This is a genomic window from Mesorhizobium sp. YM1C-6-2 (genome assembly GCF_003666685.1).
In the GTDB taxonomy this organism is placed as follows: Bacteria; Pseudomonadota; Alphaproteobacteria; order Rhizobiales; family Rhizobiaceae; genus Mesorhizobium_K.
Genome location: NZ_RCIZ01000006.1, coordinates 1 through 14,132, shown reverse-complemented (window position 1 = coordinate 14,132; position 14,132 = coordinate 1). Strand labels below are relative to the sequence as shown.

Genomic DNA, 14,132 nt, shown 5'->3' with positions numbered 1-14,132 from the left:
TTGGCGGGGTCGAAGTTCTGATGGTGCGTTGGTCGATCGCGTACAGGGTTGCGGCGCTGGCGAGTGTCCTGTTCGCATCGATCGTTGCAGCCGGATGCAACCTGCAGGGCGACTACCGCTTCGCGAACGAAGGCGTCGGCACCAACCTCTATTCGACCGACGTCAGGCGCCAGAACCAGATCCAGCAGATGTACTACGGCTATCTTTGCGGCCAGGCCAACCTGCCGCTGGCCGGCACGTCGCCGGAGGGCCTGCCGATCTGCAACTTCGCGGCTTTCTCGACGCTGCACTGGAACGCGCTGGTGCAGGCCGGCATGAACGACATCGACACGCGCTGCGACGCCTACCTGGCGTGGTACGACAGCCGCAAGCGCTCGCAGCAGCCGGTGATCAGCCAGATCAACACGACTGCCCGGCTGGTCAACGCGATCCTGCTCGCCTATGCGCCGACATCGGCGGCGATCGGCGTTGTCGCGGAGGCGTTCGGCTTCGCCCAGGCCACCGTCATCAACTATCACTCCCGCCTGCTCTTCGAGATCGACACCTCGACGCTGCAGGCGCTCGTGCTCGGCAACCAGCGCTCGTTCCGTGAGGGGGTCGCCGAGCTGAAGTTCCAGACCAAGCCGGCGGTCGAGCACGCGCTGCGCTCCTATCTGCGCATCTGCATGCCGTTCTCGATCGAGACCGAGGTCAACAACGTGCTGACCGTGGTCAAGCGCAGCGGCGACATACCCCCGCCGCTGATAAACACCGACTCGGTCGCGGCGGCGGTCGACGCCACCAAGCCGCGCAGCGCCGAGCAGCGCGTCACCGTCGTCAGGGTCACGCCGCCGCCGCCGATCGTCGAGACGCCGGAGGTGAAGAAGATCTTCGCCATCGGCGGCTACGACGAGAACGACCTGCTGACCTTACAGCGCGCGCTCTGCGTGCCCAACGGCGAGTTGGGAACGGTCGGGCCGCGGACCATGACCGCCTATGCGATCTTCGAGACCTATGTCGCCGGCCAGCCGTCGGTCAGGAAGGACGGCATGGTGTCGAGCCGCAACGAATATGCGCGCGCCATCAAGCACGGGAACTGCGACCGGGGCCGGTTCAGGAACATCTTCGAGGCCGAGCAGCTGGCGAGCGCCAACGAGGTGGCGGTGCTTGCCGACGAGATGAAGTTCCTCGGCATTGCCGGCTTCGTCGCGCCGCCGGCCGGCGCCAGCCTCGACGCCATGCGCGCCAACATCGCCGCGGCGAATGCCCATTTCCAGATCGGCAGCCCGGACGGCGCGGCAGCCGACGAGGCGACGCCGGAACTTTTCGCCAGGATGAAGCTGCCGATCCGGGAGCGCTGAACGCAGGAGGAGTGCCGAGATGCTCCAGAGCATTCGAGTGACGCCGGGCGAGCGCATGCTGCTGCGCGAGAAGCCCGATCCGGCCTCCCCTCATCTGCTGCGCTTCTTCGGCGACGAGGCGGTGGATGTCGCCGAGCCGCAGCCGGCGATCCCGGCTGGCGCGGCCGGCACGGCGGCCGACTGGGCCTTCGCCAGCTTCCAGGGGCAGAGCGGCTGGGTCGAGCGCCGCTTCGTCGGCGAAGCGCAGGCGCCTGTCCAGGCTCCGCTCGACCAGGCCGATTTCGTCAAGGAATGCATCCGCGCCGAGATCGATTCCAATGCCGGGGGCGACGAGGCAGGTTTGCCCGTCGACGCCGACTATCTGGTCGCCTGGGCGCTGATCGCCTCCGGCATCGCCAACCTGCCGCCCGACCCGGCCAATGACGGCGCCGATGGACCCTTCGCGCTGACCGATTCCGACTGGAAGGACTATCTGGCCAACGTGCCGCCAGAGGGCGAGGCCGCGAACCGCAAGACGCCGCTGATGCATGTCTATCCGGCCGCCTACCTGTCGCGCAGAAGGATGCAGGAGCTGAGCGAGAAACTGACCGACCCGGCGCTCCAGGACGGACCCTATGTCCCGACCTATCTGAACGTCCTCCATGCGCAGATGATTGGCGTCGATGCCGCCGTCGAGGTCCAGAAGCTGCTGACGGCCAAAGAAGGCGCGACGACGATGGACAAGGTGCTCGCCAAGGCGGTGCCGGACCAGGCCGCGCGCGACGCGCTGATGAAGCGGCACCAGAAATTCCTGGCGGACGGGGCGCAGCCGCAAACCGTCGAAGGGTTCCGCGCCAAGACGAGCCGTCTCCTCAACGACCGCTTCACCCGCGCCTTCAGGCTGATCAAGAAGCGCGCGCCCGAGACGATCCCGCCGAAAGCGGACATCGGCGTCATGGGGTCCTGGCTGGAAGCCGCCGAAAAGGAGCTCAAGGAATGGGAGGCCGGCGGCTTCACCCACAATTCGGAGGAAGGCAAGAAGCGGGTGCTGCAATATTTCAAGGCGACCGACCTGGAGACCGACAAGGTGCTGTCCTGGTGCGGCGCCTTCGTCGCGCACTGCCTGAAGACGGCGGGGGACCCGGCGGCCACGAGCATCATCAAGGGCGCGTCCTGGGCGGCGAACTGGAAGGGCTGGGGCGACACAAAACTGTTCCTGCGCACCGGCGACGCGGCGGCGGACGGCATACCCAAAGGCGCGATCGTGCTGCTCGAGCCGCTGGTGCCTAAGGCCTCCGGCCATGTCGGCTTCTTCCACAGCCTGAAGAAGGACAACAAGATCGTGCTGCTCGGCGGCAACCAGTCGCGCAAGGTGTGCCTGAGGGCCTTTCCACGCGGCAAGTTGGTCGCGATCCGCTGGCTGGCGGCTGCGCTCAAGACGGATGCCCCTACGGACGATAAGCCGGTGACCAGCGGCTCGACCACGGGAGGCGGCTCGAGTGCCGGGAGTTCGACTGCGGGAAGCAGCGCTGTCGGGGGGGCCGCGACCGCCGCTAGCTCGACCGGCGGAACGCCGGTAGCCGAGGCCACCAACAACGACGTGCTGACCCTGGCGCGGACACTCTACGGCGAGGCGCGCGGCGAATTCGACGCCGACGGACGCGGCGACGTGCCGGTCGAGGCGGTCGCCAATGTCATCCTCAACCGCAGGGCAAAAAAGTTCAGGGGCAAGGCCACGGTCGCGGGCGTCTGCCGGGATCCGCTGCAGTTCTCCTGCTGGAACGGCAACGACGCGAACCGCTCCAAGATCATGAAGCTCGCCAAGGGCGCGAACGCCGTTTTCGACCGCTGCATGAACGTGGCAACGCGCGCCGTGAAGGGCGACATCCCGGATCATACCCGCGGCGCCCTGCACTACCACGCGACCAGCATCGCCAAGCCGCGTTGGGTGGTGAAGTCGCCGAACGCCAAGGTCACGCTGAAGATCGGCCGGCACATCTTCTACACCGGGATCAGGTAGCGGCAGCGAGAAGCACGCAGCCGGTCACCGGTATTTCTGCCAGCCTGCCGCCAGGTCGTTCATGCCGGTCGATGCGGCCGGCGGGCTGAAGATGCGCCGCAGTGGCGCATCGAACAAGGCCGACGCCGCCGAGATGAGGACGGCGAAGACGACGAGGACAGGCAAGAGCAGCGGCTGCGGGATGAGGTCGAGCACCCCGGCGCTGACGAGCAGCATCACCGCCAGACCATGCAGCAGGTAGATCGACAGCGAGCGCTCGCCGAGCCATTCCAGCACGGCCGATTTGCGGGGGATGACCGCCGAAAAGCCGATCAGGGCTGCCAGGCCAAGCCCTATCAGCAGAAATCGCGCCAGGCCGTGAAAGGCGCTGGAAGGCGGGGCGCTGCCATAGTCGCGGCTCCCGGTCAGCGCCGAGCCGTCGAGGCCGTGCTGCCACCAGAGCGTCACCACCAGCATCGTCGCAGCGAAGAGGCAGGAGAAGACCAGGCGGTGCCTCTTGGCCGTCTCGACCAGCGGCAGGCCGTAGAGATGGCCGAGCACGAAGAAAGGCAGGAAGTAGATGGTGCGCGACGCGCTCAGGGCATAACCGACCGTGTCGTCATAGCCGACGAGGACGGCACCGCCGAGCGCGATGAGAAGCCCGGCCGGCGAGGCCAGCAGCGGAAGCAGAATGCGCCAGCCGATCATCGAGGCGATGAACCAGAGGATCCAGTAGGGCGTGAAGATGGAATAGCTGTACCAGCCGGTCATCCAGCCCACCGCGAGGTAGATCGCCTGGAAGACGACGAGGGGGAAGAAGAGCGTCCAGACGATCTTCCGGTAGTCGCGGCCCTTCAGGGTATCGCGAGCGAAGATGCCTGCCAGGAATACGAAAAGCGGCATGTGGAAACTGTAGATGTCGATATAGACCATCTGCAGCAGCATCGAGTTCGCCGAGGGCTTCTCGATCAGGTGGCCGAAGACGACCAGTAGGATACCTGCACCTTTCAGAGCGTCGATGTGACCGTGGCGGCCCTCATTGGCTGTATTCATTCTCACTCATTGCATGCACGTCTGGCTCCCGCCGAGGACCAGTTAGGACAGCGAGCGCAGGATTCCATTCCTCCGCCAGGCTTCAACCGTCGGTCCAGGGATAAAGGCAACGCCTGTGGCAGCGGCGTCGGAAGGTCGCAACCGGATCGCCTCAGGCAAGCAATCCCCGGGCTTTGCGGACGGCGGACCGGACCGGAAACACCCGATCGCGGCACGATATCGATCAAGAACAATGAACGGAGGGGGTCAAAAGTGATCCCGCTGACTGTTCACCCCTGCCCGCTTCGCATGGTCATGACGCGCCGGAAGCCATGATCCATCCGAAGGACAGCAGGCCTGTCGCCGCGGCCCAGCTGCCGAGGACCCGCAGCACCACGCGGAAGGCGAAGGCAGTGTAGGAGACGACCAGCGCCGAGATCAAAAGGGTCACCGCCAGGACGACGGCGACCGTGCCGATCAGGGCAACCCAATCGGCGCCGGCGGCCCGCAGTTCCAGGCCGCTCTGAAAACCCAGCAAGCCGCCGAACACGGCCGCCGCGACCGCTGCAACGGCCGGCGAGGTCTTCAGCCCGAGCGCGATGCATCCACCAAGGAGGACGAGGCTGCCGGCGTTGACGACGGCGAACGAGGCGTCGACACGGGAATACAGCGCGACGGCACCTGCCAGCAGCCAGGCGAGCGGCGCTATGATCACCAGCAGCCGACCGGCCCCTGCCCCCTGCGATCCGACGAACAGGCTCAACGCGGCCAGGCCGACGAGATCCATCGGGGTGAGCATGAGATGCAGCGCACCGTCATAGAAAGGCCCGAGCCCCGAATTGACGAGATGCGCATAGGACGGCGTCGGCGCGCAAAGCGCCGCGGCCAGGAGAACGCCGACGGCGCTTCGTCTCATGCAAAGGCGCCGATCAGAAAATAGGTGCCGCCGAGCAGGACGCCGCCGCCGAGCGCGCGCAGAACGGTTCTGCCCATCGGCAGCCCGTCCACCGCCCCTATCCCGATCCCGAATGCGTGCAGCAGGCCGGTGGCGATGACGAAGCCCATGCTGTAGAGCACTGCATCGGCGCCGGGCGAAAGCTCCGTTCCGTGCGCGTGGCCGTGAAACAGCGCGAAGATCATCACCAGCGGGATCGCGACAGCGAGGCTGAGCCGCATGTTGGTGACGATGAAAAGGCCAAGCACGATCGAGGAGGCCGCGATGCCGATCTCGACCCAGGGCAGAGGAATGCCGAGCAGTCCGAGCATGCCGCCCGCAGCCATGGCGATCGGGAAGGCAATCGGAAGAATCCACAGCGCCGGAGGCCCGAGCAGCGCTCCCCACAGCCCGACTGCGATCATGGCGAGGATATGGTCCCATCCGCTGACCGGATGGCTCAATCCGGAAAAGAAGCCGCTGATCGCCTCGCCCTCGACATGGGCGAAGGCGGTCTCGGGGAACTGGACGATCGCCGCGCAGATGCCCGCTGCGAGCAGAAGCCGGTGGATGTGAAGCTTCGTCATCGATCCCTCTTTCGGCACTAGAACAGGATGAGCGCGCGTTCGATCGTCCAGAACGCTCCGAGCGATCCCACCAGATATCCAGGCGCGTAGTAGGTCCATCGGGGCGGGTCGAATTGCAGGATCCGTATGGCGCGATGAAGCAGCAGTATGACCACCACGAAGGCCAGTTGGCCGATCTCGACCCCGATGTTGAACGCCAGCAGCGCCAAGGGAATATCGCTGGTCGGCAATCCCACCGTGGTCAGTCCGCTTGCGAAACCGAAACCGTGCAGAAGGCCGAAGGCGAAAGCCACGATCCAGGGATGGCGCAGCGTGAAACTGGTCTGTCCCCGCCACAGCCGGACCACTTCCACCCCGAGGAACAGGATCGAAAGCGCGATTGCCGCATTGAGCGGGGCGGCCGGCACCGACGCATAGCCGAGCGTGGCGATCGCAAGCGTGATGCTGTGGGCGACGGTGAAGGCGGTGATGGTCTTGATCAGCGAGCGGGTCGAGCGGACGATGATCATCAGGCCGGCGACGAAGAGCAGATGGTCGAAGCCCATCAGGATGTGCTCGATGCCAAGCGTGGTATAGGTCCTGGCGACCTGCCAAATGCTCTGACGGTCGGAAAGCTCGATCCACGGCCGCGCCGGCCGGACGATCTCAGTGACCTGCCGACCGTCGAGCCAGGATACCCGAACGAGAACGTCGGTGATCGTCGCCTGCAGGCCCACGAAATCGATGCGCTGGCCCGCAAGGTCGCCTTCGGGCAGCTCGATCCGGCGCCTTTCGACGGTGGAATCGTTCAGCCGCTGGATGATCGGATCGGCCGTGTTCCTGGCTGCCTCCGGCAGTCGCAGCATGACGGGCAACGGCATGCCCGAATTGACCGGCGTGCGCCACAGCACGTCGTATCGTGCCGGCGCTACCTCTCGTATCTGCAGGTAGGCGGGCCTGGACTCATGCGCTTCGGCGGCAGGCGGCATGCCGGCGGCGACCAGGCAAAGAAGCACGAAGGCCTGCAGCGCGATACGATGCAGCATGCGGAAACGCACCGCCTGATCAGCTTGCTTCGTCACCGCCCTGCTCTCGTACCGGTGCCGACGGCGTCGCTTCCGGCCCATCGAATTTGGGAAGCACGACCTCGTATTTCTCGCGCATCACCCGGTAGGCCTCCTCGCGGAACTCGGCGCGGCGCGCATCCAGATATGCCGCCTTCACCTGGTCCTCGACTTCCTCAAAGACCGGGACGGACGACGGCGTCTTGCTCTCGACAAAGACCGCATGCCAGCCATAGCCAGACTCCAGAGGGCCGGTCCAATGTCCGGGCTGGAGCGCAAACACGTCCCGCGCGAAAGCCGGGCCGAAAACGGCAAGGAGCTCGGCTTCCGTGCGCTCCGCATACGCATTCTGGAACATGAAGCGGTCGCCGTTTCCGGGTCCGGCGGCGACCGCGACTTCTCGCGCGGCTGCGGCGCGTGCATCCTTTCCGTGCGTGTCGAAGGAATAGTAGACGTGCCGAAAGCTGATCCGGGGCGGCTGCGCGAAGTCGTCGCGACGGGACTCGAACCATCCCCGCAATTCCTCCGCCGTCGGCTCCTGAAGCGCCGACAGGTCCTCCGCCAGAAAGTCCATCTTCTGCGCCAGCCGCCGCTTGACGATGACGTCGTCCTGGTCGAGCCCCATCGCGATCGCCTCGCGATAGAGCACTTCCTCGCGTATCTTCGCCTCGACCATACCGCGGATGGCAGCCGCCGAGGGCGGCGGCATGCCCTGCACCTGCCATGACAGGAGCATCTGGTCGATATCGCCCTCGGTGACGACGATCTCGTTGCGCGGCCCTTCCGCCGCCTTCTGGCCGCCGATGTAGAAGAGTACCGCTCCGATCAGGACAAAGTGCACCAGCGGCTCGCGGACGAGCCGCACCAGCGTCTCCCTGACAGAAGAGCTCAAGACACGCTCCTCATATGCCACCGAACGATAGGTCAGCGCTTGATGTCGTTGAGATCGAGCAGCGTTTCCGGCACCGGCACGACTTCGTAATTGGCGTAGCCAAACTCGTTGCTTCGTGCCAGCAGCGTCCGGTCTCCGACCTGATAGGCTGACCAGCTCAGCTGTTCGTTGCCGAAGCTCTCGACGATCTTGCCACCCGTGACTTCATAATGCGCGGGAACGCCGAGATAGGCGTCCTGCGCAACATTGCCGAAATGCTGCGGCAACGGATGACTGGGATCGATATTAAGCATCACCCGCTGGCCTGTCGCATCCCATACGGTCCGGAACACGTCGCCGGTCACCAGGTTCTTCAGCCACACGGTCTTGCCGACCGTCAGGGCGGTCAGAGCCTGCTGCTCGAGCGCCTTGCCGCTGCTGCCGATATCGGCAATGCGAACGCCAGCCGCGGCGCGTTCCTTGCCTTCGCCGGGTGCGTACCAGATCGGCGAGGTCCATGCGCGCTCCTGGACCGTTGCCGGCACGACCTGCGACACCTTCACGCCGACTTCCTTGGCCTGGATCGTCGTCCAGCGCGGCGTCGGGATCTCCAGCACGCGCGCATAATAGAAGGCATGCACCGAAGGATCGAAGTCCAGATCGGTCCAGACGGTGCTGAGCTCGACGGAGCCGACCGAATTCTCGTAGGTCGCGTTTTCGATGTCGACCGTCGAGGCGATGGCCGGCACCTTTCCCGTGACCGGGTCAGGCTTTCTGTCGCCGGACCAGGCCACGTCATAGATCTTCTCGAAGGACTGTCCGCTTGCCGACCAGCCCTTGACGACCTGGACGCGGTCGAGGTTGCCCGAGGTCGGGTCCTTGACCGCCCAGACCAGGAAGGACGGAGCCTTGTCGCCCGCCGCGGACGGCAGGTCGGAGCCCATCGGCACGCCCTTCTGATAGGCGCCCTTGACCCAGTTCTCGCCCTTCAGGTCGGCGTCGGTGAAATCCTGCCCGCCGAAAAAGCGAACCTTGATGCGTGTCCCGCTGGTGCCGTAGGTCTCCTTGCGCTTCATCGCCTCGAAAAGCGACTCGCGCGTGTTCTCCTCGGCCCAGAGAGCGCTCAGGCCAGCCGGGTTTTCGTATTTCGGATCGAGGCCGGCGAACATCTTGCCCTCAAGGCGCCCCTTCATGTCGCCGTCGCCCGCGCCATGGCCACCGTAGAAATTGTCCTGGCGGTAGGGCGCGGCCGCATTGTGCGAATCCGATCCGCTGACGAAGCCCGGCTTGTACGGGTTGAAGCCCTGCGTGTCCTCGAGCGCGAGCCCGTTGCGCAGCGCATCGCGCACAAAGCTGCCCCGGATGCCGTCGAAGCGGCCGGAGGGATCGCCGAGCAGGTACGACATGATCTCGTAATTGGCGAATTCGTCGTTCGGCGAAAGTAGCGGATGCGTCTCGGACGCACCCTTGATCTGCTTGATCTCGATCAGCGGCTCGTTGCGCATGCGTGACTCGGCCCATGCGGCGTCGATCGGACGCCCCTTGCTGTCGACCTCGGTCGGATACATCAAGCCATCGGACAGGTTGGCATTGTGCGAGATGGCGAGCAGTTCCATGCCCGAGTCCCGCTGCTTGTCCATCCATGCCCAAAGATCTTCGGGCGCCTCAGAATCGAAGGACGAGAAGGGGAACTCCGGCAGACGCGCCGCATCCTTGAAGTAGATGTTGCGATGCATGTTGCGGTTGTTGGGCGTCGACGTCCATTCATAGGCGTTGAAGGCGGTGAACTTGCCGGGCTCGTTCGCCGCGTTCGCCATCTCGTTGTTGCGTTTCCAGACTGAGGACATGAGCTCCGGGGAAACCAGCTCCTTGATGGGCTTGTTCTCCGTCATCGTCCCCCCGAGCTTCAGGTAGACGCGCTGGATGTCGGCCGGCGTCCTGACCTGCAGCTCCTTGCCGAGCTCGCTCTTGGCAAGCTCCGTGCTCGGGTCGTTCGCCTGCTGGATCACGCCGACATATTCGGAATGATCAGTGACTCCCATCCAGTCGAGCGGCTGCTCGATCTGCATCTCGAAGCCCAGCGCGTGCTTCAGCGGCTTTCCCTTCGCGTAATCGTAGGCGTCCGCCGGCGTCGCCTTCGTATTGCCGAAGATATAGGCGTCAAACGACCAGCTCGTATGGATGTGCTGCTCGCCGAAGAAGACGTCCCTGTCGGGGTTGGGGTCGGCGGCCGCGACGCCGGCTGAAAGCACCGCCAAGGCGCTCGCGCGCACCATCAGCTTCGATATGTGGCTCCGCAAATGGGTCATGCCCCGCTCCTGTTTGACCTGCTACGCCAAAAGTCCAGCAACTTCCCCTGGGGAAAATGCACCAAGATACTAACTACGTCTACTCCGCTGATCTTGCCATTTCGCGCCAAATCCCCGGAATCGAAGACTAGATTGCCGGCTATTTACTTAATTGCTGTCGCGGGTTAGCCGAAAAGCGGGACGGCGCCGCGCCTGTCCAGCGCCGGAAGGCGCGCGTGAAGTGGGCAGGATCGCTGTAGCCGATCAGATAGGCGATGTCGGTCATCGTATGCCTGCCCTGCGCGATCAGCCGAAGCGCCTCGCCGCGACGGGTCTCGTCAAGCAGATCCTCGAACTCGATGCCGCAATATTTCAGGCGCCGCTGAAGGGTACGCACCGACATCCCCATCCGTTTCGCCATAACTCTCAGCCTGAGATGCCGGTGGTCCGAGAGCCGCTCAACCAGCAGGCCCGCCACGTCGACCGCCGACCGCAGCGCTTCCGTCACCTTCGAAGCCTCGTCGGGTTGGACCTGGAGCGGCATGTCGAGCAATGCGCGGTCAAATTCGATCATGTCGTGCTCGCATCCCATCTCGATGTTGGGACCCAGGCATTCCTCGAGCACGTCGTCGCCCCGCGACCGCGAGGCGGTGAGATGCACCCGTATCGCGGCGGGTTCGCCGGCCATCAGCGGGATCTTGCGCAGGACCGCAAGGCTTCCATGGATGAACTGTGCGGGATCCATCTCGTGGCGGCCCGAGAAGCGGTAGACGATCCGGACCCTCCGGCCTTCCGTGATGAGGCGGACATTCGACCCCTGGTGGAGCATGGAGACATTGGTCGCGGCAAATTCGCAGGCATGCGCCACGTCAGCCGACCGCAGGACCGACTTGCCCCACATGCAGAGCGATCGCAGCTCGGTCATGTGGCCGACATGCGCCCCCCCGAAAGCATCCTGCGTCGCCGCCACCATTTCGTTGGCGATCTGAAAGCACAGCGCGCGTGGCAGATAGACGTCCGGATCCTGAAAGATATTCGGGGAGATCCCTAGGCGTCGGAAAAATTCGACCGAGGATATGCCTCGCTTCGCGAGATAGGGCGCGACCTGCAGGAAGCTTCTGATCTTGATCGATGGCGCAGTGTTCAACATTCGAAACAACTTGGCATCAAATGACAAGACGTAGGACGCGGACTATTGCAAGCTGCGCTGATCTTGGAGACGGAGGAAAACGAAAGGATGAAGATGCGTTCCATGGTTTTCGCAGTGCATCGGACAACATGCTCCATGGCCGCACCAGCTACTCCAGTCGCATTCCCGCCGAGGGGTCCGAGCGGATTGCCGCCTCGACTTCACAGACGAGGCGATCGATCAGCTCCTGCCACTCGGCTCGCCTGACGCCACGCAATGCGTCAGGCATGGTTTCCACCGCGGAGAGCGCGTATTCCGCCTCCGCAAGCTCCTCGCAGATATCGCGGAAGTTCTCATCGGTTTCGAGGAGCCTCCTGATGGACAGCTCGAAATTGGGAAAGCGGCCAGTCGCCGCCACGAAAGCTTCGCGTTTGCTTGTTCGTTCGTTGTTCATTTCGCAACCTGACGGTCGCAGACTAGTCAGGCGCTATTGAAGGTGCCACGACCGACATGTAATTTACGTGGGCGATCCTGTTGTTATTGATGACCGAATAGCGTTTCGACGGGAGAAATCCGTGGGCCGGGCGGAACCAGCGGAAGACGAAGGGGGCAGCGTCTCGGCCGCGGATTGCCGGGCCCAGCTCGAACGCATCCTGGACAGCAACGACTTTGACGCCACGGAGCGCGCGCACCGCTTCCTCCGCTACGTCGTCGACGAGACGCTGTCGGGACGCGGCGATCGCATAAAGGCCTACTCCATAGCCGTCGAGGTGTTCGGCCGCGACACGTCGTTCGACCCGCAATCGGACCCGATCGTGCGCGTCGAGGCCGGCCATCTGAGGCGGGCGATCGAGCGTTATTATCTGACCGCAGGGGCAGCGGACCCGGTCCTCATCGCGATTCCCAAGGGCGGTTACGTTCCCTTTTTCTCGCGCCGGCCCCGACACCTACCGCCGGCAGAACCGCCTGCGCCGGCAGTGCCTGCGCAGGTCGAGGCGGCGCCGAGCCAAGGAAAGACGCGTCCATTCCTGGCCGTGACGGCGCTGCTTGTCGCGGTACTCGCGGCAGCCGCGTTCGCCTGGTGGTGGACCACCTCCGCAACAGGCCCCGGTTCGCCGGAGCGTCCCCGCCTGCTGGTGCAGCCGTTCGAGGATCTGACCGGCACGGAGGCATCGGCGACGATCGCGAGGGGGCTGTCGCAGGAGGTCGTCGGCCAGCTCTCCAAGTTCAAGGACATCGTGGTCGTCGAGTCCGTCGATACGCGGCCCGGAGAAACCATCCCCTCGCCGCGTTTCGCGCTCGCCGGCAGCGTCAGCCTGTCGGACGATGCCTTTCGGTTGCGGGTCAAATTCACCAACTGGAACGATGGCTCGGTCCTGTGGGCGAACAGCTACGATGGCGCGATGAAAGTCGGCGAACTCGTTGGCGTTCAATCCGACATCGCGCGCAATGTCGCGACGACTCTCGCCCAGTCCCATGGCGTCATCGCCAATGCGGACGCCTCCAGGCGCATGGACAATCCGCCTGACGACTGGGCAGCGTACTCCTGCACCCTGTCCTTCTATGCCTATCGCGCCGAGTCTGACGTGAATCGGCTGCCGGGCGTGCGCGAATGCCTGGAGGAGGCTGTCGCCCGCTTCCCTAACTACGCCACGGCATGGGGACTTCTGTCTCAGATCTATATCGATGGTATGCGGTTCAGTTATCCGTTTGATCCCCGCACGTCGCCGAAGACGATCGACATGGCTCTCGCGGCCGCCAAGCGGGCCGTGGAACTCGATCCCTTCAACGTTCGGGGCCTGGAGGCCGAGATGACCGCGCTCTACTTCGCCAAGGACATTGAAGGGGCCCTTGCGGTAGGCAAGCAGGCGATGGAGATCAACCCCAACGATACCGATCTCATGAAGGAATATGCGAGCTGGCTGGCCCAATCGGGAAATTGGGCGGAGGGCTGCCGGCTGAGCACGGAAGCCGTCGAAAGAAACCCCGCGCGGATGGCCTATTCCGAAGCGGCCCTTGCCTTGTGCGCCTATTTTACCGGCAACTATCACGAGGCGGCGACACGGATCAAACGGTCGCCCGCCGTGAACAATCCAACCTATCACGCAATGGCGGCGGCGTTCTTTGCCGAAGGCGGCTACATGGAGGACGCCGCCCGCGAACGGGTCTGGCTGGAAGCCAACGCGCCGGGCCTCATAAAGAACGCGCGTCAGGAAGTAGCCATGCGCCTCCTTCGCAAGCAGGACGTCGATTTTTTCCTGGGGTCGCTGAAGAAGGCCGGCCTGGACATCAAAAACTGACGCAGGCAACAGGCCGTCGCGCCGCGTGGATACCCTACATCTCCGCGTAGCCAACAGTTAATTACGTTCCGCACGGTCAATCGATCCGCCACACATCCCGCAGGCAACACGCTGCTGGATCATGGAGGACCGCACAATGAAACTCTCGCGTCGCACCGTTTCCCTTGGAGGAGCCGGCCTGCTGGCGGCTGCCTCGCTCGGCTCGACGGCCGCCCGTGCCGACGGACTGATCACCGACCTGATGGAAGGCTCCGACGAGTTCGGGACCGCCCTCGAAGCCTATATCTACGGCTATCCACTGGTAACGATGGAGATGACCCGCCGCGTCATCACCAATGTCGCCGAGCCCAAGGGAACCAAGGCCCCGATGGGTCAGCTCATCAAGTTGCGTGAATATCCGAACGCCGAGTTCCGGGACGTCACGGCGCCGAATGCGGATACGCTTTACACGACCGCTTTTCTCGACGTCGGCGACGAGCCCTGGATCGTCAGCCTTCCGGACCTGAACGACCGCTATGCGCTGTTCCCCATGCTGGACGGCTGGACGACGGTTTTCGACGTTCCCGGAAAGCGCACCACCGGCACCGGGGCGCAGACATACGCCATCACCGGTCCCGGCTGGGAAGGCAC

Annotated in this window: 12 protein-coding genes; 4 read left to right on the top strand and 8 right to left on the bottom strand. The window is 64.3% G+C overall.

The window, feature by feature from the left end; translation table 11 throughout:
- Positions 1 to 20 precede the first annotated feature (20 nt).
- Together D8676_RS16045 and D8676_RS16040 are read left to right on the top strand one after the other, a co-directional pair.
- On the top strand, positions 21 to 1,340 hold the full coding sequence (locus tag D8676_RS16045; RefSeq protein ID WP_121582099.1) for a hypothetical protein: 1,320 nt from the start codon (positions 21 to 23) through the stop codon (positions 1,338 to 1,340).
- A gap of 19 nt (positions 1,341 to 1,359) precedes the next feature.
- Positions 1,360 to 3,339, top strand: coding sequence for a cell wall hydrolase (locus D8676_RS16040; protein ID WP_121582098.1), 1,980 nt, complete (start codon positions 1,360 to 1,362; stop codon positions 3,337 to 3,339).
- A gap of 24 nt (positions 3,340 to 3,363) precedes the next feature.
- On the opposite strand, the gene D8676_RS16035 is transcribed toward D8676_RS16040, so the two are convergent.
- From D8676_RS16035 to D8676_RS16000, 8 genes are all read right to left on the bottom strand, one after another.
- The gene (locus D8676_RS16035; RefSeq protein WP_121582097.1) at positions 3,364 to 4,371 is read right to left on the bottom strand and encodes an acyltransferase family protein; all 1,008 of its coding nucleotides are present in this window, start codon (positions 4,369 to 4,371) and stop codon (positions 3,364 to 3,366) included.
- 292 nt (positions 4,372 to 4,663) lie between these two features.
- Positions 4,664 to 5,266, bottom strand: a complete 603-nt coding sequence (locus D8676_RS16030; RefSeq protein ID WP_121582096.1) for a HupE/UreJ family protein — start codon at positions 5,264 to 5,266, stop codon at positions 4,664 to 4,666.
- Entirely contained in the window at positions 5,263 to 5,871 is a 609-nt protein-coding gene (locus tag D8676_RS16025) for a HupE/UreJ family protein (protein WP_121582095.1), read from the bottom strand. Before D8676_RS16025 ends, D8676_RS16030 begins: the two co-directional genes overlap by 4 nt.
- A 17-nt stretch (positions 5,872 to 5,888) precedes the next feature.
- Complete coding sequence (locus D8676_RS16020; protein ID WP_245426841.1) at positions 5,889 to 6,932, bottom strand: HupE/UreJ family protein; 1,044 nt, start codon at positions 6,930 to 6,932, stop codon at positions 5,889 to 5,891.
- Positions 6,916 to 7,806: a peptidyl-prolyl cis-trans isomerase gene (locus tag D8676_RS16015; protein WP_147448206.1), complete on the bottom strand. Its 891-nt coding sequence runs from the start codon at positions 7,804 to 7,806 to the stop codon at positions 6,916 to 6,918. Before D8676_RS16015 ends, D8676_RS16020 begins: the two co-directional genes overlap by 17 nt.
- 32 nt (positions 7,807 to 7,838) lie before the next feature.
- A complete protein-coding gene (locus D8676_RS16010) occupies positions 7,839 to 10,061 on the bottom strand; it encodes a DUF3604 domain-containing protein (protein ID WP_121582388.1) in 2,223 nt (740 codons plus the stop codon).
- Positions 10,062 to 10,233: 172 nt separating this feature from the next.
- Positions 10,234 to 11,223 (bottom strand): AraC family transcriptional regulator, encoded by a 990-nt coding sequence (locus tag D8676_RS16005; RefSeq protein ID WP_121582093.1) that lies wholly within the window; start codon positions 11,221 to 11,223, stop codon positions 10,234 to 10,236.
- Between the two features lie 148 nt (positions 11,224 to 11,371).
- Positions 11,372 to 11,620, bottom strand: a complete 249-nt coding sequence (locus D8676_RS16000) for a hypothetical protein (protein WP_245426839.1) — start codon at positions 11,618 to 11,620, stop codon at positions 11,372 to 11,374.
- 157 nt (positions 11,621 to 11,777) lie between these two features.
- Between D8676_RS16000 and D8676_RS15995 the strand changes: the two genes are divergently transcribed.
- Positions 11,778 to 13,502, top strand: a complete 1,725-nt coding sequence (locus D8676_RS15995; RefSeq protein WP_121582091.1) for a hypothetical protein — start codon at positions 11,778 to 11,780, stop codon at positions 13,500 to 13,502.
- A 136-nt stretch (positions 13,503 to 13,638) separates the two neighbouring features.
- Positions 13,639 to 14,132, top strand: a 494-nt coding sequence (locus D8676_RS15990) for a DUF1254 domain-containing protein (protein ID WP_147448205.1), incomplete at its 3' end; no start/stop codon positions are given.

What these genes read in the sequence shown, in the direction of transcription:
- D8676_RS16025 (WP_121582095.1), bottom strand. Translation starts at nt 5,871, where the DNA reads ATGACGAAGCTTCACATCCACCGGCTTCTGCTCGCAGCGGGCATCTGC.
- D8676_RS16005 (WP_121582093.1), bottom strand. Translation starts at nt 11,223, where the DNA reads ATGTTGAACACTGCGCCATCGATCAAGATCAGAAGCTTCCTGCAGGTC.
- D8676_RS16045 (WP_121582099.1), top strand. Translation starts at nt 21, where the DNA reads ATGGTGCGTTGGTCGATCGCGTACAGGGTTGCGGCGCTGGCGAGTGTC.
- D8676_RS16035 (WP_121582097.1), bottom strand. Translation starts at nt 4,371, where the DNA reads ATGAATACAGCCAATGAGGGCCGCCACGGTCACATCGACGCTCTGAAA.
- D8676_RS16030 (WP_121582096.1), bottom strand. Translation starts at nt 5,266, where the DNA reads ATGAGACGAAGCGCCGTCGGCGTTCTCCTGGCCGCGGCGCTTTGCGCG.
- D8676_RS16010 (WP_121582388.1), bottom strand. Translation starts at nt 10,061, where the DNA reads ATGGTGCGCGCGAGCGCCTTGGCGGTGCTTTCAGCCGGCGTCGCGGCC.
- D8676_RS16040 (WP_121582098.1), top strand. Translation starts at nt 1,360, where the DNA reads ATGCTCCAGAGCATTCGAGTGACGCCGGGCGAGCGCATGCTGCTGCGC.